Below are 22,748 nucleotides of genomic sequence, written 5' to 3' on the forward strand. Positions count from 1 at the left end.
TTTCAAGAGCCCCTGCGGTGACGAAAATTTATGTGTGTTGGTGTCACCCTGAGGGCACTCGAAGGGTTGGCGCAGAGGCCCGCCCGCATACTTCGACTACGCTCAGCATGACCCTTTTGGGATTTATCGAATACCTATATAAAAGAACAAAGCCCGATCCACCCAATTGGTCGAAGTTTAAACTTCGACCTAAAATATTTTAAGCTTAATTTATATTTCTCGCAAGCAAGGATGCTTGATACATTATAAGTCTAAGTTACAATTCGTTAAACTTAAATCAGTAGATTTTATTATATTTCGTGCCTCACTAATAATAATTCAGAGAATACGTTTATAACAAACAATTGGCAGGTAAAACAGATTAATACTTATAATTAACTAGATAAAAATGAAAAAACATTCATTTGAGGAATCTAAATTGCCACGCTGGCTAGTGACAATAATCGCATTTATCTTATTTTTTATTTTAGCCTTTCTTATGCTTTTTGCAGGCCTTCAACTTTACCACCGCTAAACCGGAGGCGTAGTTATATAGTTAAATACCCGACCTACATAAGTTCGCAGCTTTATGAACTAAATTTTAGCCTTTGGTCGGTATTTTACCGCACCAAAAATGTTGAATGTTGTACTCGTTAATGCCCCATCGCAGACAATTTGCAGGCATAGTTTAATTCAATCGTATTTAAGATTGTTGATCAGTTCTATAGCTATTTTGTAATGCGAAATCACCAATAACAATACCGTTCGCTAATAATAAATGTCCATCCAGAGATTTGGCAGGGCTTCCTGATGTAGCTATATCATTAATACAACTCTTGGATAGGTTTTACATAATCTTTTGATACGGAGATTAGTGTGCTGCTTATCGCGCTGGATAGTGGGGTGTTACTTTGCGTAGATTCAGACATAGTGATTAAGGTAAAGGATAATTATCAGGTTTATTTTATTATGTATCGAATATATAGATCTTACTTTGAATTTGGGGAGATATTTAAGTATTGGCCGATATTTTCATCACATAAACTCTGCGGGAACAGAAAGGACTCTGAAAAATAAAAAATCCCTTCTCGTTACAGGAGGGCACTGAAAAAGTACCTGTTTTAAAAGGGAGACTTTAAAGCGATCAAGTAAAACACGATTTTTACTTGATCGTTTTTTATTAGTGAAGTGTTTTGTGAGGCTATTGTAGGCTGGCTCGGAGAGATGGAGAGCGTAGGTTTTAGCCTATTTTTTAGTCGATTTACTGTTGAGAGATTAGTCTTTTAAGGTTAACCGTGAAAATTGCCAATGCTCCCTGCATCTGCATGTTTTCAATCCCGTAAGCTATTGCCCGGTCATAACCATGAACATTTTTCAATTCGCTGTTTTTGGCTTCGATTTTATACCGGTGTTTGGCCTTTTCTTTAAAGAAAGCTGTATCCTGAAAGGTTTGCTGCTCCTGATGTACGGCCGATTTTATTTTTACCCCATAGGTTTTTGATTGGGCCCCCGGTTTGTAACATCCGTCCCTTAATGGACAGGTTTTGCATTTTTCAATGTCGAAATAGTAAGTGTACGACTGTTTTTTTCCAACGGTTTTCTTTCCCTGCCTCGCTTTTCGGATAGCCAGGTGGCCTGCTGGGCATACAAACATGTCAGCATCTTTGTTATAATCAAACTTGTCTTCATCCTTTCTAAAGCCCTGTGTTATTGTGGGTTTAAGCTTAGATACAACCTTGATATCCTGATTAGCTGTTAGTTTAAGATTTTCTTTGCCTGAATAAGCCGAGTCGCCGATGATCGTATCTACTTCAATGCCATTGTTTTGGCTGATCTCCAAAAGTTTGGGAAGTTCCGGGCCATCGCCTTTTTCGCCCGAGGTCACCACAGCAGCGGTAATAATGCGTTCCTCGGTCATGGCCAGGTGGGTCTTGTAACCAAAGAATGAACTGTCTGCGGATTTATGGCCGGTCTTGGCATCCTTGTCTTTTGAGATCGTATAATGTTCTTCCGTATCTGTTATTGTTTCTTTTAACAAGTTTAGTTTCTCCTTAACCGCAGGAATGGTGCTTAAGGTTTGGTCAGCTTCGATATGCTTTTCAAGTTCCCTGCAATAAGCCAGTTCTTTCGCCAGATCATCTGAATCATTCTTTTTCGGCATGAGGTCTTTCATTTCCTCATCTATGGCATAAACCGTTTTTCGAAGTAATTTTGAACGTTCCCTCAATACTTCAAGTGCCGAATAAGGGTTGGATCTGGACAGCGAATGGGTAGCATCAACAATAATGGACTTAGAGCGGATGATGCCTTTTTCAATAGCTATAGAGACAGTTTTGCTGATCAGCAGGTTCAATAGGTCGGCATCCTTTAACCGCAGCTTTCGGAACTTTGTCAATGAACTGGGGTCGATCACGTCTTCTTCAGGCGACATCCCCAGGAAATACTTGAAAGACATGTCATATCTGGAACGCTCTACTACATCGACGTCCGAAACAGTATAGACCGTTTTCAATAGCAGGTATTTGAACATCCGTACAGGACTTTCGGCTGTACGCCCGTTATTAGGGCAGTATTTGTTCAATAACTCATCGTAAATAAAAGTGAAATCGATCAGCTCGTTGATCTTGCGCAGGAGATTATCTTTGGGAACGATCAAGTCATATAACCCCGAAAAAGCGCTGAATTGGAGCTGTTGCTGCTTAACTAACATCTGAAAGGCCTGCTGATTACTCTTTCAAGATACAAAAAAGGAGCAGAAAAACTTAGTTTCTCTGCTCCTTTTTATCCCTTTTTCTAATGGACTTTTTCAGTGCCCTCTGATCAGGTTAAGGGCTTTTTAGTATAAAGCTCAGTTAATTTTTTTGTTGCAGATTGGATATTGACCGCTGCATTTGTGCCATCATGCTGGTAAGGCTTTCCATTGTAGGCTCAGGAGCGGGTAGGGGCATTTGAGTTGATATATAGGCTTTGGCCTTCCAAATTTCTAAAACATCCTCACCGCTTATTTCATAAGGTTCATATACAGGGTTGTCTGATATTAGCTTCAGCTTTTTATCAGTCCTGAATTTGCTTCCCATGCGTTTATAAACCACGCCTTCGCTTTTTGATACAATAACATAGGTTTCGCCACTTTTTACATCACCCCAGTTTTCCATGTATTCGCCTATAATAATGGTGCCTGATACTAAGGGCAACATGGAGTCACCCTTTATTTCAAAAGCACGATATGTACCTTGCTTAAACATTGGTAAATAAAACTTTGGTAGCTGCGCTACATATTCCGGATCGGCATAACCGTTCAAATATCCGGCGCTGGCTTTTAAAGGTACCAACTCAATATTTTCGTTATCATCTTTATCAACTGATATGCTTAAAATACGCAAATTACCTTTAGGCGCAGGTGCCCATTTCTCGTTTATGGTTTCTTTTATAAAGTCATCAATACTAATTTCAAAAAAAGATGCTATGGTTTTTAGCAATTCGTATTTGGGTTCAGCTCTTTCTTCCTCGTAGGCGCCTACTAATGAACGTTTGATACCTACCTGATCTGCAAACTGTTGCTGTGTTAAACCCTTCTTTTTTCGAAGAAATTTAATATTTGACGAAATAATTGACATAAAATTTGGAATTGCTAAATTTATTAGTAATTTTATGCTCATAAAGTTAGTAATATTTTTTCAAACACCAAATTTATTGTCAAATGAAACGGTTTATTTATATTATCACAGACAGAAACAGGAACAATTTACACGTAGGTTTAAGCTCGGATCTGGTTAAAACTTTAAAGTTTTACAGCGATATGCCTACCTTATTTTTCGATACCGCGCAGCAACTTAACCGTTTGGTTTATTTTGAAGAAATCAACAGCGAAGAAATGGCGATGGAGAGATTTAAACAGGTAAGTACTTACACACGTCCTCAAAAAGAAAAAATGATCAGACCTGTTAACCCTGATTGGGTAGATCTGACCATTGGCTTGAATTTTGAAAGCAAGCTGCGTACGAGGCCGCAAATTCGTCCTTCAGTTGGTAATTTCAGGAGAGCAGTTACTTCGTTTTAACAAATATAAGCGCACCTGAATTCATACAATAACGTTTACCACCGCGATCGGCAGGGCCGTCATCAAAAACGTGGCCTAAATGTAAGCCGGTACTTTTTTCAATAACTTCATCACGGTCCATACCGTAGCTGTCGTCTTTTACAATTTCAATTTTGCTCATATCGGCAGGTTTAACAAAACTTGGCCAGCCGGTTCCGCTCTCAAACTTATCCTCCGAAGTAAATAATACTTCGCCGGTAGCTGCGCTTTTATAAACGCCTTTTTGATGATTTTCATCATATGCATTGTGGAAAGGTGGTTCAGTACCGCGATTAACCATTATGTCATACTGGTTTGGGGTAAGTATAGCTTTCCATTGAGCAGGTGTTTTACTCATTTTTCTGTGCTGAAGAACTTTTGCGTTGTCCTGCGCATTAATATTCTGGCAACTGAATAGCGTTAGTATGCTTAATAGCATTACAGCTAAAATCGATTTTTTCATCTTTTATATTTTTTTATGTAGATATAACAAAAAGCGCATCTAATAATCATGTGCCTTCCATCTATATAAGATACGCTTAAACACCCTTCGTGGTTTGTCAGTATAGCGTATAATGATTTATAGATATTATAACCTTAGTCGGGCGACTAGTTGTTTCCTTACACCATTAGTAGAAGTAAATTATAAGTACTTATTTACAGGCGATAGAACAGAATCTATTACAAACATATCTGCGTTGCCTTGTTTGATATTGAATACTTTAATAACGCTCTCACAACCACTTCCATCAAACAAAACAATATTCCGGTTAGCATTTATTTTTGCATTTAATTTAGTACCGGCAAGCGTGCGGAATGTAGCCTGACCGCCACCATCATGAATGGCTTTTGCAATATCTTTGGCAGTTAGTTTTCCTGCTATGATATGAAAATCCAGAGTGCTTATTAATAAAGATTTATTAGAAGGCATCAATAAACTATCCATTTTGTTTGCCGAAAATTTATCAAAGGCCTCATTATCCGGAGCAAAAATAGTTACGGGTTGTCCATTGAATATATTTTTTAATCCGGCGGCGTTTACAACCTTAATAAAAGTGGACAGGTCTTTCTTTGGAGCCGAAAGTAATGTGTCAGTATGGGTTTGCGCTTGTAAGCGCAAGCAGCCTGAAACTATAAATGTTATTAAAACCAGCTTTCTCATAATTGTGATACCACTAGTACGAAATTTTATTGCTGAGGGTTGTCTTTTGAATCATCAGGTGTCACAACTGCCGGTACACCTCCAGTTGTATCCACAGGCGCAGATGTACTATCAGTAGATGTTGTATCTGTAGAAATATGCGGCGATGGACAATTGTACTCTTTAGTTATTTTAACCCATGGCTTTGGATATGGCCCCCAGGTATAACCCGATTTAGGGTCGGCATATACCTTTTCCATAAACCGTGCGAAAATAGGTAAAGCAGTATGTGATCCTTCACCATTTTCAGAAGTCGTGAAGTGTACACTTCTATCATCAGCGCCAACCCAAACACCGGTAACCAGGTCTTTGGTAATACCCATGTACCAACCATCAACATAGTGTGATGATGTGCCTGTTTTACCACCGATTTGGTTATCCTTCTTCCATAAACCCGGATACTCCCATAACGCTTGAGATGTACCTCCCGGTTCTTCCATACCACCACGGAACATATAAAGCATCAGCCACGCTGTTTCTTCGCTCAATACCCTTTCACTATTTAAAGTGAATGTAGCCAATACATTCCCATCCTGATCGGTGATTTTAGTTACTAATAGTGGATCTATCTTCACTCCTTTGTTCAGGAAAGTACTGTAAGCACGTACCATCTCATAAACCGAAACATCATTTGACCCCAATGAAACTGATGGCACAGATTTTAGCGGACTTTCAATACCTAACTTATGCGCGTATTGAACAATTTTATCCCAACCAACTTGTTGGGTTAACTGCGCAGTTATTGAGTTTACTGATTTACCCATCGCCCATCGTAGTGACATTTCCTGATAACTAAATTTAAAGTCGGCATTGTTGGGTTGCCAAACCTGAGGCTTTCCGTCATCCATATAATTAATGGTAACCGGCTTATCTGTAAACTTATCGCAAGGAGTAAAACCATTATCAATAGCAGTTACATATGCAAACGGCTTAAATGTTGAACCCGCCTGGCGTTTAGCCTGATTTACGTGATCATAATTAAAGTACTTATAATCTATACCGCCAACCCAGTCCTTAATATAGCCGGTTGAAGGTTCAATCGTCATCATCCCGGTATTTAAAATACGCGCGTAATATTTTAACGAGTCGACGCTGGAAAAGGTCGTGTCTTTGTCGCCGTTCCATGTAAATACGGTCATCCGTTTTTTGGTGGTGAAGTATTTATTTATGGCAACAGTATCGCCTTTATATCTTTTCTGTAATAACTTGTAAATCGGTAAGCTTTGCTCGCCCTTCAATACAAAATCCTTAATCTCGTTGCCTGCAAAATCACGCCATGGGTTTTTCTTACCCCAAAGCTGATCAAAACGTTTTTGCAATACTTTCATTTTCTCAGCAACAGCTTCTTCAGCATATTGCTGCATTTTTGAATCAATAGTGGTGTATATTTTTAACCCATCAGAGTAAAGATCGTAACCGTTATCCTTGCACCATTTTTTTAACCATTTTTCAACTGCTTCGCGTAGATATGAATCGCCCTGGCCTTCATCATCAACATAATTTAAATTGAGGTTTAATGGAAGATTAACGTTTGTGTCGTATTCGGGTTTAGTCAGTTTGCCATACTTCTCCATTTGGCTCAATACAGTATTACGTCTTGCTAATGATTTATCCGGATTGTTAATCGGGTTATAAGTAGAAGTTGCTTTAAGCATACCTATAAGTGTTGCCGCTTCTGCAGGATTAACCTTATCCGGTGTTTTATCGAAATATTTTAAGGTGGCTGTTTTTATGCCGTAAGTATTATTGCCAAAAGGTACCGTGTTCAGGTAAAGCTCAAGTATTTCCTGTTTGCTGTAAACATGTTCAATCTCGAGTGCAGTTAACCACTCTTTACATTTATAAACAATGGTGTTTAGTAACGGCACATGCTTAATTAGTCCTTGTGATTTACGCTTACGTGTTTCGAACAGGTTTTTTGCAAGCTGCTGTGTTATTGTACTACCACCGCGTTTATCGCCTTTTGCTGTTGAGAGCATACTTGTAAGAAACGAGTATAGATCGATACCATGATGGCTGTAAAATCTCACATCTTCTGTACATATTAAAGCATTAATAAGATTAGGGGAGATGTCCTTAAAAAGTACCGGAGAGCGGTTCTCTTTATAATATTGCCCTATAAGTTTTCCATCGGCAGTGTACAGTTGTGAACCAACAGACATGCTTGGGTTTTTTATGTCATTCATATCCGGCGAATAGCCAAATAACCAAAGGAAGTTAACCTCTATAGCGCAAAAGAATATGATGATGAAATATATAAGTATCAGAAAATACCTGAGAAATCGGTTTTTTATACGATTGAACATTTACTAAGATGTAGTTTATGGCGTTAAATATAGCCAGCTTTGATGAAACATTAAGAACGCAATTATAGCAGGTAAATTTTACAGTCACAACTAAATTAGTTCGTACAATATTTATACAACTTGTATGTAACTTAAAAATTACCTTAAAATTGACTTGCTCTTACTAATGAACGTTGAAACACTGTATAGGTTTTAATTCTGTTTAATTGATGGAGCCTGTTGAGATCAGGTTAAGGGATAGGTTAAGACTGCGCTATCGCACTAAGAAGCTGTTTAAAAATGATAAAACTATCGTCATTGCGAGGAACGAAGCAATCGCTACACTTTACAGAGGAACTCTGTAGGTTCAATCTTACTAATCGCCGTGCTTAATGTAAAGATTGTTTCGCTCCAATGACGCTTTATTTTTGTGCTCGTATATAAGAATTATGCCTGATTATTTTCTTTGCTTTTCATCTCAACTCTTTTTGGATCGAAATGTACACCAGGTGTAAGCCAATATAACAAAACAACCCTTGAATACCTGAAATGGAAAGGTGATAACAAAATGGCCACTCCAAACAGCGCTCCCAAATACAACCACGGAGAATTGCTGCCGGTTAAAATGTGCAATCCCAAAGCCACGGTAACCATTTCGGCAACATTCATGGCATAACTTACAAACATGGCTACATAAAAATAACCGGGTTCAATCTCGAAGGTGAAACCACAATGCGGACAAGCCGTATTCATTTTTTGTGTCCCGAAACTGTACATGGCGCCCGAAAACATATTGCCGGTACGACATTTTGGGCATTTTGCATGTAACGCTGCCTGAAATTCTGATGGTATTTTATGATCTTCCATTTGTAATGTATCCATGGTTATTTTATAAATTGTTTCCTGAATTCTTCCGGAGTTATACCGGCTTGTTTTTTGAAAAACTTAGTGAAGTACGAGTTGTCCGCAAAATTTAAATGATTGGCAACTTCTGTAATACCCAATTGCGGATTGATCAGCAAACGCTTGGCTTCTAAAACTACACGGTTGCGAATAACCTCACCCGCAGGTATACCTAAAAGATCATTACACAAGGCATTTAAATGATTGGGGGTAATGTAAAGTAGTTCTGCGTAATATTTTGGTAACCTGTTGTTTATGTAATTTGCTTCAATAAGATTCTTGAAGTTTTTGAGCAGGGTTAAATTGTAAGGACTTGCTTGTTTTAATTGAGGTGTGATAACAGTCCGACCTATCAAAATAAAAAGTTCTAATAAAAGCAACCTGACCATATCCGGAGTTGTACGTTGGTTTTCTACAGTCTCACTTAACAGTTTCTCGAAAAGACCAATTAACTTTATTCTGAGATTTGCTTCAACATCAATTACTGCTTCATTCGCGTTGCCGCTAAAAAATGGGAATTGTTCAAGGTAATCTGGCTTGAGTAAAAAGGATTGGAAAAACTTAGGTGAAAAGTTTACCACGTAACCATCTACCTTTCCCTCAAAGGCCCAATGATGTACCTGCCCCGGTATCATAAAGTAAATTTGATAGGGCTTTACTTCGAATTTTTGAAAATCTATGGTTTGACTACCCGCTCCTTCAGTGAAAAATACTAAATGGGAAAATGTATGCTTGTGGGCCTGTTGCAGGTTTTTATGAATCTTAAGATAAGGTGCAAATTGGCTGATCAGAATGTCATCCTGCTTAGATTCGGCTAAGTGACCAATATCATAAACCGGAAATCTGTCTTTTATCATAGCGCAAATTTACGCTAAAAGTGCCGTTTGTAATGGTAATAATAGTGCTATTGGTGGTGTTAATTACTGATTTACGTCACTTTATTGATTGCTAGATTAGTTCGGAGCATTAACGACACAAGCAATAAAGATTAATTTAAAGCCATCCGTTAACTAACGGATGGCTTTAAATTAATCGGCTAAATAATATCGGTAACTGCTGTTGTGTTGCATTTTTTGCTTTACACGTTCAATACTGGTTTCAATATCTTCTTGATGTTTTTTGTCAATTACTTCAATAAATGCACTTTGATATTCATTTATGGCAATTGCCCAGTTTTTGTTTTTCTCGGCATATAAACCTAAAAGATTATGTATCGCAGCTGCACTTACTCCCGGAATTGTCAATGCCTTTTCTGCAACTTCGTTTACCTTTTTGTCCATATTTAAAAAAACAATTAAATGCAGGTAGTGATGATATACATCAGGAAATGACGGTTCTAACTCTGCACAGGTTTTAAAATGATAGCCTGCGGCCTGGTAATCCTTTATTTCGTAATAAAATATCTTTCCTAACTGGTAATGAGCCCGGGCATGTAAAGGATCGTTACTGATAATCTCATTCAATAACTTTAACCCTTTAGGATTTTCGCCATAGTTTATCTCATCAACAGCTTGCAGGTATTTTTCTTCAATGGTATAATATGTGTCCATGATTTTTAATGATATGTCCTGGCGACATTAAGCCGGTCAGGGTATTAAATAAACTGTGAAAATTGTCGCTGTTTTTTTATACTAAACAGGACTGGAGAAGGGTAGATCGAATGCATACCTCTTCTGCAGCGATACCACCATTGGTCGCTTATAATTTTTGCAGAATGAATTTAGAAGTAGCATTTCCTTTTATTTATTTCTACAAAAATACACTTAAAAATATGATTTTGCAAAAACGTAGGGAAACATGAGGTTAGACTTACAAAGCGAAATGTTTTATAAGCTTGGGGTTGGGTTGGAATAACGGTAAGCTATATTAAGCTGCAATTGAATGGGTTACCTTCAAGTTTTCTATCAAGTAATTGCTCATTAACTCTTTTTCTGACATCAAAACGCTGAAATCGTCAAACTTTACGCCTTCTTCAAATGGGTATACGGTATAGCCTCTTTTGTTTGGGTCATATGCGCCGATTTCAAAAATCTCTTCTTGTTTTTTGCCTTTTATTTTCGCGCCTTGCACTAATTGGTAGGCATCTGTTATATATTGAAATTCGTTGTTCTTCATAGTACAACACCGAATGCAATTACTTTGCCAAAAAACATCTTGAATTAATGATTAGTATAATTGTTACACACTTATCCAAACCAATCAAAAAGATCGTTTTGCTTTAGTTCAGCCTTCTTTTCAGTATTAATATCTTTTAAAATAATTCCTTCCCTCATCTGTATAATCCTGCTGCCGTAGTTATAAGCATCCTTTAAATTATGGGTGATGAGTATAGTTGTTAAGTTAAAATCTTTGATCAGCTTATCCGCGGTTTTCATCACTACTTCTGCTGAACGTGGGTCAAGGGCGGCTGTTGGTTCATCGAGCAATAAAACCTTACAACTGTCCATAATACTCATCAATAGTGTTAATGCTTGTCTTTGCCCGCCTGATAATGTGTCCATGGGTTGATCTGTTTTATTTTCCAGGCCCATACCTAAGGTGGCTATTTTTTCCTTTACCAATTTTTTAAATGCCTCATCAACACCAATTGATAAACCTTTTGGTTTAGTACGGATAGCAGCAAGACGGAAATTATCAATTATACTCAGATCCGATGCAGTACCGCTTACCGGATTTTGTAAAACGCGTGCTATCCATTGGCTGCGTTTATAATCGGGTATATCGGTTACATCGTTGCCGTCAATACTAATCGTTCCGGAGGTTGGTAGAACGCTGCCTGCAACAATATTTAACAAGGTGGTTTTACCCGACCCGTTGGAGCCAACTATAACTAAAAACTCACCATTGTTTATTTTTAGGTCGATACCGTTTAGGGCATCAACTTGATTGGCTTTGCCTTTATTAAAAACTTTATGGATGTGGTCTATCGCTATCATGCTGATCTGTTAAAAGATAAACGTGGTAAGCCTACAATTAATAACACAAAAGCAGCTGTAACCAATTTTAAGAAAATGGGATCAATACCAACGCTCAGCGTAAGCGCAAGAACAAATTGAAAGATAATGGCTCCTGAAATTACAAGTAATAGACTTATCCATACAGATGTTACTTTAAACCAATTGATAAATGCCTCGGCAATTATAACTGACCCTAAACCATAGATGACAATTCCAATTCCCATACTAATATCGGCATAACCCTGATATTGCGTTATTAAATAACCACTTACAGCAGTTAATGCATTGGCAATTGCTAAACCAGTAATTTTCATCCTGTCGGTATTTACACCTAAAGCTCTTATCATAGTTTCGCTGTTGCCGGTAGCTCTCATCGCAATACCAAAATCTGTTTTAAGCAGATAGCCAATAATTAGCGTGATTATTACAACAAAAGTTAATAGAATGAGAAGCGTATTTTGGTTAGGGTTGGTAATAAAATTAATCAAACTGAATAATGACGGAATTCCATTTAAAGGCAAATTGGAGCGCCCCATTATTTTTAAATTGACTGAGTATAGCGCGTACATAACCAGTATCCCCGAAAGCAGCGCGTTAATTTTTAATTTGGTATGGATAATGCCAGTTAAAGCTCCGGCAATAGCACCCGCTAAAATCACAGCAGGTAAAATGATATAAGTTGGTTGATTATGCAGTAATAAAATTCCTGTAAAACCTCCACCTAAAGTATAGCTGCCATCAGTAGTAATATCAGGTATGTTAAATATCTTCATCGATATATAAATGCCCAAAGCAATCCCCGAAAAGCATAGTCCCTGCAATAAAGCGGTAAGGTAAAAATCCATTTATTTAACTACTTCAAAATTGAGTGGCAGGGTGATTTTATATTTTTTAACCATTTCTGGGTTATAAACGCGTTTTCGTATTTTAACCATTTCTGGTTTTAAACCGGTGGTGCTATGGTTTTTTAAATATTGGGCAGCCTGTTCACCTGCCTGGTATCCCCATTGGTAAATATCTGCACCAAAAGCCATTACTGCTCCACGCTTTACTAAGCCTGCTTCACTTGTGAATATTGGGACATTTTTTTCGTCGCAATTCTTTTTTATTGTTTCGAAGGATGCGAACACGGTGTTATCCGGGTTGGCAAAAAAAGCATCAATGTTTTTGCTTAATAGTGATTGTGTTACCAGTTGTGCATCGGCAGATGAATTTAGTGGCAATGCGATAAGCGTAATATTAAATTTTGCGGCCAAAGTCTTTATGTACTGCATAGCATCGGCCGACTGGGGTTCGCTTTGATTATAGATCATGCCGATAACCAATTTATGCCCTTTGGGCTTTAATACCGTAGGAATGATAGAGAATGAAGTATCAATATATTGCAGATCTTCAACAGCGCCAAATAGGTTTGCAGGTGGCTTGCCGTTTGCATCCAATACATTCATAAGTGCCGGGGTAGGCGAAACCATTTCGAAAATCGGGATGTTTTTTGTTTTTTGAACAGCAGTTACAGATGATAATGTTGTACAGGTAGCCAATAAATCTACCGGCTCAGATATAAAATAGTTTACTATTTGCGTTAACGTAGGGATATCGCCTTGCGCGTTGCGGTATTCAATTTTTATGTTTTGTTTCTCCTCGCTAAAACCGCTGTCTTTTAAGGCAGCCACAAACCCGGTATGGGCTTGTGATATGGTGGCATCCTCAAAAGCGTCAACAAACCCAACAATAGGTACGTTGCTTTTAGTTTTTGGTTTGCAGGATGCAAAAGAGCAGAGTATAAAAATTGCAAAAAGGTATTTTTCAAGCTTCATGTTACGAAGTTAATTAATAGCGATGAAAGGTGGAAGTTTAAAGCCGAAAGGTGATGTTTTAATGATTGTTTTAAAATCCTTTCCACATCATGTGTAAAACCTTTTGGCTAATTTTATTAGTTTTTAATTATTTTAGCACCCGCTATGAGGCCCTTAACATCTAAACTACCCCAAACGGGAACTACTATTTTTACTATAATGTCGGCATTGGCTGCCGAAGTTGGCGCTATTAATTTGTCGCAGGGATTTCCTGATTATGATTGTGACCCATATTTGGTTGAATTGGTTGACAATGCTATGAAAAGCGGTCATAACCAATATGCACCAATGGCCGGTGTAATGGCGCTGCGCGAACAAATAGCCTATAAAACTGAAAAGCTATACGGTGCGATTTATAATCCGGATACAGAAATAACTATTACGGCCGGAGGCACACAAGCCATATTTACTGCAATAAGCGCTATTATTCACCCAAATGATGAAGTCATAATTTTTGAACCGGCTTATGATTGTTATTCTCCGGCTATAAAATTGATGGGCGGCGTGGTGAAATCGTTAGAATTGGAACCGCCAAACTATCGTATCGCCTGGGATATGGTGAAAAAGCTGATCACCAACCGCACCAAGATGATCATTCTTAACTCGCCGCATAATCCTACCGCTACCATTTTACATCAGCAGGATATTGAGGCATTAAGCGCGTTGGTGAAAGATCAGGATATTTATATTTTGAGTGATGAGGTTTATGAACACTTAATTTATGATGGCGAAACCCATCAAAGTATGGCCCGTTACCCGGAATTACAACAGCGTAGTTTTATTGTAGCCTCTTTTGGTAAACTATGCCATGCTACCGGCTGGAAAATTGGTTATTGCCTTGCCCCGGCGCATTTGATGCAGGAGTTTAGAAAAATACATCAGTTCATGATTTTTAGTGTAAATACACCCGCACAATATGCAATTGCCGAATATTTAAAGAATGAACAAGTGTATTTAGGCCTGCCGGAATTCTTCCAACAAAAAAGAGATCATTTTAGAAATGGCATAGAACAAACCCGTTTTAAGTTGCTACCTTGCTATGGTTCATACTTTCAATCTGTAACTTATAATGATATTACAGATGAGCGTGATACCGACTTTGCTATACGTCTGGCAAAGGAGTTTGGTGTAGCTACTATACCTACTTCCGGGTTTTATAGTAAGGGTACAAACCATCATGTTTTGAGGTTTTGTTTCGCAAAAAGGCAAGAAACGCTGGATAAAGCCGTTGATAGATTAATGACTGTTTAGTTTACTCATGCTATTTAATGAATAGCATGAATGTTAATTTTTATAAAGCTAAATCTATATTTGTACTATCTACCAGTATGTTAGCTTAAACTATGGCCTACCGCCATGAAAACAAACCAAATGGATAATCTAAAAATTACCATCTTCCAGGGATACCTTTTTTGGGAAAATACGGATAAAAATCTGCAAAATATATCATTGCGCCTATCCGGCATCCGCGAAAAAACTGAATTAATCATCCTTCCCGAAATGTTTAATACGGGGTTTAGTATGAACGCCGCAAACCTGGCCGAACCAATGGAGGGCAAAACCATGCAATGGATGCAAAAAACTGCTGACCAGTATAATTGCGTGGTAACGGGAAGTCTCATTATTAAAGAAAATAATAAATACTATAATCGCCTGATTTGGATGCGGCCAGACGGTACGCATGTGCATTATGATAAACGACACCTGTTTGCGTTAGGTAAAGAGGATGAAACATACACAGCCGGCGATAAAAAGCTTATAGTGGAGTTGAAGGGCTGGAAGATATGCCCGATGATCTGTTACGATCTACGTTTCCCGGTATGGATGCGGAATGTTGATGAGGAATATGATTTGTTAATTATTGTAGCTAACTGGCCTGAACGACGCGCATTGCATTGGCGTACATTGATACCTGCCCGGGCGGTTGAAAACCAGGCCTATGTTATTGGTGTAAACAGGGTAGGGCATGATGGGCATGAAGTATATCACTCAGGCGATTCTACCTGTATAAGCCCTATGGGTGATGTGATTTACTACAAACGCGATGAAGAGGATTTGTATACTTTTACTATTAGTGGAGATGATCCGGAAAAAACACGCCGTGCCTTGCCATTTTTAAATGATGCTGACAAATTTCAGATTAAATAAGTCTGGAAACTTTTTAAATTTTTTTAAAAAGATTTTTCAAATTAGTTTGCTAAAACGTTAACTTGCCATCCGATTTAGTAACCCCGTTTTATGAAAATATTATTCCGCGGCATTTTGCTTGCAGGTTTGTCTTTTGCATTAATCTTACCGGCATCGGCACAAGTAAAAAAAGACTATACCCAATTAGTTAATCCATTTATCGGTACAGGGGGCCACGGTCATACTTATCCAGGTGCGGTTATGCCTTTTGGTATGGTTCAACTAAGCCCGGATACACGTTACGATGGCTGGGATGGTTGTTCAGGATATTACTATACTGATACTGTTGTTTATGGCTTTTCGCATACACACTTAAGTGGTACCGGTATTCCCGATTATTGCGATGTGCTGTTTATGCCTACGGTTGGTGAGCCAAAATTCAAAAGGGAGGACTATGAATCTGGTTTTAAAAAGAAAAATGAAAGCGCTACTCCGGGCTATTATAAAACCCTGTTAGATAAATACAATATTGGCGTTGAACTAACTGCTACCACCCGCGTTGGCGTTCATCGCTATACTTATCCGTCATCTGCAAAAGAGGGAAATGTTATTATTGATCTGCAAGATCGTGATGAGGTTTTGGACTCATGGATAGAAGTTGTTAGCAATCACGAAATTCGTGGTTATCGCCGCTCAAAAAGCTGGGCCGCTGACCAATCGGTTTATTTTTATGCTAAATTCTCAAAACCATTTAAAACTTACGGAATAGCTTTAGATGACCAATTGCAAGACGGGAAATCTAAAGTTCAGGGTAAGAATGTGAAAATGTTTATCCGTTTTGATAATCCAGGCGAAGTAATCACCAAAGTTGGTATTTCATCAGTTAGCGCTGATGGAGCTTTAAAGAATTTGGACAGCGAAGTACCAGGATTTGATTTTAACAAAGTTCAAAAGGATGCTAAAGCTGCATGGAATAAAGAGCTTTCAAAAATTGAAGTATCGGGTGGTAGTCCATCTGCTGAAAAAGCCCATGATAAACAGGTTACGTTTTATACTGCTTTATATCATTGTATGCTGGCACCTAATGTTTATAATGATGTTGACGGGCAATACCGTGGAATGGATCAAAAGATTCACACCGCTAAAGGTTTTAACTACTATACCGTATTCTCTTTATGGGATACCTACCGCGCAGAAGATCCATTGTTTAATTTGATTGATCGTAAACGCACTCAAGATTTTGTAAGATCTTTTTTAGCGATGTATGAGCAAGGCGGATTATTGCCAATTTGGCCATTAGCATCAAACGAAACGTTTTGTATGGTAGGCAATCACTCTATACCGGTTATTGTTGATGCTTATGCAAAAGGAATAAGAGGTTTTGACGCTGAAGAGGCTTTAAAGGCTATGAAGTCAGCAGTTAATCGAAACCAATTTGGTTTGGAAAGTTACCGTAAAACCGGTGCTGTACAATCAGATGATGAAGCAGAATCTGTATCCAAAACATTGGAATACGCGATAGATGATTGGTGCATTGCCCAAATGTCAAAAATGATGAATAAGCCAAATGATTATAAAGAGTTTATTCAGCGTGCACAGTATTGGAAGAACGTTTATAACAGCGAAAATGGCTTTATGCAGGCACGTACAAACGGTAGCTGGTATACACCTTTCGATCCAACAGAAGTTAATAGTAATTATACCGAAGGAAACTCTTGGCAGTACTCTTTTTTAGTTCCGCAAGATGTTGAGGGATTGATAAACCGCATAGGTGGAAAGGCCAATTTTGAGCATAAACTTGATGAATTATTTACCACAAATTCAAAGCTTAGCGGGAAAGACCAACCTGATGTTACGGGCTTAATTGGCCAATACGCTCATGGCGATGAACCAAGTCATCACATGTCTTACCTATACAATTACACTGATGCACCATACAAAACTCAGTATTACGTAAATAAAATATTAAACGAACAGTATAGCCCTAACCCCGATGGTTTATCCGGCAATGAAGATTGCGGACAAATGTCGGCGTGGTATGTAATTAGTTCATTGGGTATTTATAATACCATGCCTGGTCAACAGCAATTTCAAATAGGTATGCCATTGTTTGATAAAGCCGTTATTCATCTTGAGAATGGTAAGGAATTCACTGTATTAAATCCCAATGCTGATATAAGCAACTCGAATATTTATATAAAGGGCATGACGCTGAATAATGCAGCCTACAATAAGATTTACCTGGATTATAATACGGTTTATAACGGTGGTGAGCTGAACGTGATAACCGGGAAAGTGCCAAACAAAATATATGAGAAAGCGTTAATTAAACCTACATCAAAAATTACCGATGATTTGATAGTTGCTAATCCATACATCATTACACCATCAAAAACATTCAAAAAACCGTTTAATGCGGTAATTAAATGTGGTGATAAAGGTGCCAAAATATATTATACGCTTAATGGTACAACGCCAACTGTAAATTCAAAACTGTATATAACTCCAATCCCTGTTACAAAAAACACTACTATCAAAGCAATAGCTATAAAAAATGGTAAATCGAGCTTTGTGGATGAGGGGACTTTTGTAAAAATAAGAGATGATATTAAATTAACTCTTGTAAATCCATATCTCACCAATTATGCTGATCAAGGAAATGAAACATTAATAAATGGTGTTCATGGCAAAACGGACTGGCGCTTGGGCAATTGGCAAGGTTACCAGGGTGTTGATCTGGTTGCGATACTCGATTTTGGATCAGTAAAACCAATTAATAAAATCAGCTTAGGTACATTACAGGATACTAATGTGTGGATTGTGTTTCCACAATATGTACAGTATTGGGTATCAGATGATGGTAAAGATTACAAACTGCTATCAACCGTAAAAACAAAAGTTGATGTTAAGGATCTTACCGTACAAACACAAGAATTTACCGCTGACATAAACACTCATGCAAGATATGTTAAGGTTATCGCGAAGCAATACGGCCCCTTGCCCGACTGGCATCCGTTTAAAGGCAGTCCATCTTATATATTTGCCGACGAGATAACTGTTGAATAACATTATAAGTGCAGAGGTGATTTTTACGCCTCTGCACTATTTTCTTTTTCTCTTCCCAAACTAAAACCTGATTATCAGGTTATCGGCATTAAAGTTGTTATAATACTCTTTTGCAGATACTATGAAATCAAGGCTTTTCCTCTATGTCTCTTTAGGCGTTGACCTAAGTATCGCTATTTCTAAATTTATTGCTGCAGCTTTTACGGGCAGCTCATCTATGTTTTCCGAAGGTATTCACTCGGTAATTGATGCTGTAAGCCAATTAATGCTGATATGGGGTGTTAAAACCAGCAAGCGGGCTGCTGATGCCGATAGACCATTTGGGTATGGTAAAGAGCTTTATTTTTGGTCGTTTATCGTTTCGTTGGTCATTTTTATTTTGGGGGGATGCATTTCTTTTTATGAAGGATGGCTGCGCTTTAGCAAACCACAATTTGAGGGAGCCCCCACCTGGAACTATGTTGTTTTAGCTATCGCTTTTGCTTTTAACCTGGTATCAATGGTTACGGCTTTAAAAGCATTTAATAAACAACGCGGTAGAATTACTTTTTGGAAAGCGGCTGTAGGTACTAAAGATCCATCAACTATAATAGTTCTACTAGGCGATTTTGGCGATCTGATAGGGTTGTTTATTGCTTTTTTAGGTGTTTTTTTAGGCAGATTGCTACATAACCCATACTATGATGGTGTAGCCTCAATGTTAATTGGTGTTGTACTGATAGTTATATCGGCATTTTTGGTGCGTGAAAGTAAAAGCTTATTGATGGGTGAGCCAACCGGCAGGAAAATCCTTAAAAAAGTAATTGCCATGGTGCAGGCTGATGAATCGGTAGTAAAGGTTAAAAAACATTTTTCAACGTATATGTCACCCGAGGATGTATTGCTCCAGTTGAACACAGTTTTTAAGCAAGGGCTTACTACCAAACAAATAACAGACGCGATAGAACGCATTACTAAAAATATCCAAACCGAATTCCCGAGAATGAAGCAGGTTTTTATTGAGCCTGTAGCAAATTAGCGATATAGGCAAAAACAATTAAACAATTAGTTGCTTTATAATTTGTCTGCTCACACCTTAATTAGCGAATAAGAAAACCCCATTTATGTCTAAACTTTCCGATCGATTAATAGCCTTTAATAAAGACCTTCTCCCTGATATGGTACAGCTCAAATACGAAGCTATGACCGAAAATGCTTTTCGTTTTTATCGGGGTACATGCCATTTATTTTATGAAGATTTAGCAAATGCAGGGGCGTTACCGCTTTCGCCATTGGTTTGGATCTGTGGTGATCTACATATAGAGAACTTTGGTAGTTATAAAGGCGATAATAAAATGGTTTACTTCGATTTAAATGATTTTGATGAGGCACTGCTGGCGCCGGTAAGTTACGAATTGACCAGAATGGTAACCAGCATATTTATCGCATTTGATTCATTGGATATAGAACCGGAAAAGGCCTTGAAAATGGCACAGCTTTTTGTGAAAAATTACTGTGCTACATTGTCTAAAGGAAAGGCAATAAGCATAGATCCACGCACGGCAAAAGGTATTGTATGCGATTTTTTGACCGCTGCTAATGATTCAACCGAAAAAGATATTATTAAAAAACTTACTGTCGGCAAAAAAAATAAAAGCATGTTGTTGGTCGAAGATGCCCAACATTTTAAGGTAGATAAGAAGCTACGGTCTGAACTAAAGACACATATCAATGAATGGATAACAACCAGCAGTGATGGGCCTTATAATTATAAAGTTAGAGGGGTAATATTCAGATTGGCAGGTACAGGTAGTATAGGTGTAAAGCGGTATTTATTTTTGTTGAAAAGTACCAATACTAAAAATAAGTATTTGTTTGTGGATATGAAGCAGGCCAGACCATCGTCAGTTTTGCCATATACAACCGTACAGCAATTACAATGGCCAACCGAGGCTGATAGAGTCATTGCCATCCAAAAACGCATGCAGAACGTATCGTCATCCCTATTAAGCGCTACTGTTTTTCGCGAAGATTCTTATGTGATACAGCAACTACAACCCGTAAAGGATACGATAAAATTTAAGCTACTTAAAGATGAGTATCGGGATATTTACCAGGTTATAGATGATATGGCGGCATTAACCGCATCAGCGCAATTACGAAGCGGTGGTATCCATGGTTCGGCTATTATTGATGAGTTAGAGGCATGGGGAAATGATCAACAATGGCAAGATATTATTATTGAATATTCGCGCAAATATGCTGAAAAAGTTAAGCGATACTATAAACAGTTTGTTGCTGATTACAAAGTCGGAAAATTTGAGTTGAAATAAAATAAACGAGGCAAATCATGTTAAACTAAAAAGGCCCCATATTTGGAGCCTTTAATATTTTAATGAGATAGGGGTTAGGCACCAAATTTATAGCCAACACCTTTAACTGTTGATATTACATCATCACCCAGTTTCTCTCTTACCTTACGAATATGCACATCAATAGTACGATTGGTAACTACTACCGAATCTTCCCAAATGTTTTTCAGAATTACTTCACGTGTATAAACTTTACCTGGCTTTGATGCCAAGAGGTAAAGTAATTCAAATTCCTTTTTCGCTAGCACAACTTTAGCACCTTTTTGGTAAACCAAATAAGCTTCACGGTCAATAACCAGATCACCAATTTCTAATTTGTTATCGGTTACATCTTCGGCAGGAGCATTGCGACGTAGTATGGCGTTAATGCGGCTTACTAAAGCACGGGGTTTAATAGGTTTCGCGATATAATCATCGGCACCCACATTAAAGCCTGCAATTTCTGAATATTCTTCGCTACGGGCAGTTAAAAAAACCATAAAGGTGTTTTTAAACTCAGGCATGGTGCGCATAATACGACAAGCCTCAATGCCATCCATTTTAGGCATCATTATATCAAGTACAATAAGATCGGGTAGTGATCTTTTTGCTTCGGTAACCGCTTCCTGGCCGTTGTGTGCTAAAAATACCTGGTAACCTTCTTTTTTCAGATTGTATTCAATCAGCTCCAAAATATCCGGTTCGTCATCAACTATTAATATTTTCTGTTTAGATGTGTTACTCATTACGGTTGAATTTTGGTATAAAAGTATAACCTAAATAGAATCAAATGGTTAATTTGATATTAACAAATTGTTAAATGTTACGTAATGTTAACAATTTATTGAGGCTTATTAAATGTTTTGTTTAAAAAAGTTTCAAGATCGGTACCGCGCATGTTCTTTGCAATGATAATTCCTTTAGGGTCGATGATAAAATTTGAAGGTATTGCCTCAATATGATATAACCTCTCAGTAGGGCCTTCAAAGTTTTTTAAATCTGATGCATGTGCCCAACTTAATTGATCGTGGGTAATTGCCTGTTGCCAGTTCTCTTTTGATGTATCAAGCGATATACCTAAAATGTTAAGTCCTTTCGGATGATAGATAGCATATTGCTTTACCACATTAGGGTTTTCCATCCGACAAGGGCCGCACCATGATGCCCAAAAATCTATCATTACATATTTGCCTTTATAATCGGATAATTTGATTGGTTTGTTATCGATACTGATCACTGTAAAATCCGGCGCAGGCTGCCCTATAGATACAGGTTTTATAGCCATCATTTGCCTGATAAATTGCTGTACACCCGGGTTTGTATCAAATTTACCTTTAATGGCCTCGGCATAGGCTACTAATTGTGGCTCATATTTGTCAGGATCAAGCATTGTTGCTGCATAAAAACCAGCTAATGAGTTTTCATTATCATTTACATATTTTAATACAACAACGCTTTCTTCAGCATTGATCTTTTCAAATTGCGGTAGATATATGTTTTTTAATGAATCCGACTCCTTACCCAAGGCAATTGCTTTTGACTGGTACTCGTTATACAGCTTGGTATTTTCATCAGCGTAAACATTCGTCAATTTATTAAACGCCTTCAATTTTTCCGATTCTTCAGAACCTGTTAATTGGTAAGCATGGGAGTTGTCATTGTTATCCGTACTGAAGGTGATATCGTCGCCATTTTTTGCGATAAGATCAAATACTGTTCCACCTAAACGTAATTTATATAGACCAGCATAACCGGCGCTGTGCTTAAATTTAAATTTGCCATCCTCGCTTAATTTGGTCGAATCAACAACATTCATTGCAGAGCTATCGGCCTCAATTAAATAAATGGTTTTCAAACTACCGGGATTGGATATAGTTCCGGCGATGGTGAACGCATTTTTATCTGCGCATGAAAATATAAACAGTGATAGTGCAATTACGCTGCATAATACTAAACGGTTCTTCAT

General features: G+C 37.9%; 20 protein-coding genes. 6 read left to right on the forward strand and 14 right to left on the reverse strand.

Annotated elements, in window-relative coordinates; translation table 11 throughout:
• Nucleotides 1-1,240: 1,240 nt before the first annotated feature.
• Together GSQ74_RS15205 and GSQ74_RS15210 are read right to left on the reverse strand one after the other, a co-directional pair.
• Nucleotides 1,241-2,689 (reverse strand): IS1182 family transposase, encoded by a 1,449-nt coding sequence (locus tag GSQ74_RS15205; RefSeq protein ID WP_158994743.1) that lies wholly within the window; start codon nt 2,687-2,689, stop codon nt 1,241-1,243.
• 142 nt (nt 2,690-2,831) lie between these two features.
• Nucleotides 2,832-3,596 carry a helix-turn-helix domain-containing protein gene (locus GSQ74_RS15210; RefSeq protein WP_158994745.1) on the reverse strand — a complete coding sequence of 255 codons (765 nt, stop codon included), beginning with the start codon at nt 3,594-3,596 and terminating at the stop codon, nt 2,832-2,834.
• Nucleotides 3,597-3,679: 83 nt separating this feature from the next.
• On the opposite strand from GSQ74_RS15210, the gene GSQ74_RS15215 reads away from it, so the two are divergent.
• Nucleotides 3,680-4,039, forward strand: coding sequence for a GIY-YIG nuclease family protein (locus tag GSQ74_RS15215; RefSeq protein WP_158994747.1), 360 nt, complete (start codon nt 3,680-3,682; stop codon nt 4,037-4,039).
• On the opposite strand, the gene msrB is transcribed toward GSQ74_RS15215, so the two are convergent.
• The 10 genes from msrB to GSQ74_RS15265 all read right to left on the reverse strand — a co-directional run bounded on the left by msrB (nt 4,026) and on the right by GSQ74_RS15265 (nt 13,220).
• On the reverse strand, nt 4,026-4,520 hold the full coding sequence (gene msrB, locus GSQ74_RS15220) for a peptide-methionine (R)-S-oxide reductase MsrB (protein WP_174236933.1): 495 nt from the start codon (nt 4,518-4,520) through the stop codon (nt 4,026-4,028). The two genes, GSQ74_RS15215 and msrB, sit on opposite strands and share 14 nt — an antisense overlap.
• 180 nt (nt 4,521-4,700) lie before the next feature.
• Complete coding sequence (locus GSQ74_RS15225; RefSeq protein WP_158994749.1) at nt 4,701-5,219, reverse strand: fasciclin domain-containing protein; 519 nt, start codon at nt 5,217-5,219, stop codon at nt 4,701-4,703.
• Between the two features lie 26 nt (nt 5,220-5,245).
• Nucleotides 5,246-7,564: a transglycosylase domain-containing protein gene (locus tag GSQ74_RS15230; RefSeq protein ID WP_158994751.1), complete on the reverse strand. Its 2,319-nt coding sequence runs from the start codon at nt 7,562-7,564 to the stop codon at nt 5,246-5,248.
• 426 nt (nt 7,565-7,990) lie between these two features.
• Nucleotides 7,991-8,425, reverse strand: coding sequence for a DUF983 domain-containing protein (locus tag GSQ74_RS15235; RefSeq protein ID WP_254060897.1), 435 nt, complete (start codon nt 8,423-8,425; stop codon nt 7,991-7,993).
• A gap of 2 nt (nt 8,426-8,427) precedes the next feature.
• Nucleotides 8,428-9,303, reverse strand: coding sequence for a helix-turn-helix transcriptional regulator (locus GSQ74_RS15240; RefSeq protein WP_158994753.1), 876 nt, complete (start codon nt 9,301-9,303; stop codon nt 8,428-8,430).
• A 171-nt stretch (nt 9,304-9,474) separates the two neighbouring features.
• Nucleotides 9,475-9,996, reverse strand: coding sequence for a hypothetical protein (locus GSQ74_RS15245; protein WP_158994755.1), 522 nt, complete (start codon nt 9,994-9,996; stop codon nt 9,475-9,477).
• 316 nt (nt 9,997-10,312) lie between these two features.
• On the reverse strand, nt 10,313-10,561 hold the full coding sequence (locus tag GSQ74_RS15250) for a hypothetical protein (RefSeq protein ID WP_158994757.1): 249 nt from the start codon (nt 10,559-10,561) through the stop codon (nt 10,313-10,315).
• A 71-nt stretch (nt 10,562-10,632) separates the two neighbouring features.
• On the reverse strand, nt 10,633-11,382 hold the full coding sequence (locus tag GSQ74_RS15255; protein WP_158994759.1) for an ABC transporter ATP-binding protein: 750 nt from the start codon (nt 11,380-11,382) through the stop codon (nt 10,633-10,635).
• The gene (locus tag GSQ74_RS15260; RefSeq protein WP_158994761.1) at nt 11,379-12,248 is read right to left on the reverse strand and encodes an ABC transporter permease; all 870 of its coding nucleotides are present in this window, start codon (nt 12,246-12,248) and stop codon (nt 11,379-11,381) included. The genes GSQ74_RS15255 and GSQ74_RS15260 overlap by 4 nt, the downstream gene beginning before the upstream one ends.
• Nucleotides 12,249-13,220 (reverse strand): ABC transporter substrate-binding protein, encoded by a 972-nt coding sequence (locus GSQ74_RS15265; protein ID WP_158994763.1) that lies wholly within the window; start codon nt 13,218-13,220, stop codon nt 12,249-12,251.
• A 144-nt stretch (nt 13,221-13,364) separates the two neighbouring features.
• Here GSQ74_RS15265 and GSQ74_RS15270 point away from each other — a divergent pair, with 144 nt between their 5' ends.
• The 5 genes from GSQ74_RS15270 (at nt 13,365) to GSQ74_RS15290 (ending at nt 20,764) form a co-directional block, all read left to right on the forward strand.
• On the forward strand, nt 13,365-14,510 hold the full coding sequence (locus GSQ74_RS15270; protein ID WP_158994764.1) for a methionine aminotransferase: 1,146 nt from the start codon (nt 13,365-13,367) through the stop codon (nt 14,508-14,510).
• Nucleotides 14,511-14,630: 120 nt separating this feature from the next.
• The gene (locus tag GSQ74_RS15275; protein ID WP_158995247.1) at nt 14,631-15,407 is read left to right on the forward strand and encodes an amidohydrolase; all 777 of its coding nucleotides are present in this window, start codon (nt 14,631-14,633) and stop codon (nt 15,405-15,407) included.
• A gap of 90 nt (nt 15,408-15,497) precedes the next feature.
• Nucleotides 15,498-18,452, forward strand: a complete 2,955-nt coding sequence (locus GSQ74_RS15280; protein ID WP_158994766.1) for a GH92 family glycosyl hydrolase — start codon at nt 15,498-15,500, stop codon at nt 18,450-18,452.
• A gap of 121 nt (nt 18,453-18,573) precedes the next feature.
• Nucleotides 18,574-19,470 carry a cation diffusion facilitator family transporter gene (locus GSQ74_RS15285; protein ID WP_158994768.1) on the forward strand — a complete coding sequence of 299 codons (897 nt, stop codon included), beginning with the start codon at nt 18,574-18,576 and terminating at the stop codon, nt 19,468-19,470.
• Between the two features lie 85 nt (nt 19,471-19,555).
• Entirely contained in the window at nt 19,556-20,764 is a 1,209-nt protein-coding gene (locus GSQ74_RS15290) for a DUF2252 domain-containing protein (protein ID WP_158994770.1), read from the forward strand.
• Nucleotides 20,765-20,838: 74 nt separating this feature from the next.
• Here the strand turns inward: GSQ74_RS15290 and GSQ74_RS15295 are convergent, their stop codons facing one another.
• Both GSQ74_RS15295 and GSQ74_RS15300 read right to left on the reverse strand, forming a co-directional pair.
• Nucleotides 20,839-21,528, reverse strand: coding sequence for a response regulator transcription factor (locus GSQ74_RS15295; protein WP_158994772.1), 690 nt, complete (start codon nt 21,526-21,528; stop codon nt 20,839-20,841).
• 95 nt (nt 21,529-21,623) lie between these two features.
• Nucleotides 21,624-22,748, reverse strand: coding sequence for a TlpA disulfide reductase family protein (locus GSQ74_RS15300; RefSeq protein ID WP_158994774.1), 1,125 nt, complete (start codon nt 22,746-22,748; stop codon nt 21,624-21,626).

The organism is Mucilaginibacter sp. L196 (assembly GCF_009765905.1).
Taxonomy (GTDB): Bacteria; Bacteroidota; Bacteroidia; order Sphingobacteriales; family Sphingobacteriaceae; genus Mucilaginibacter.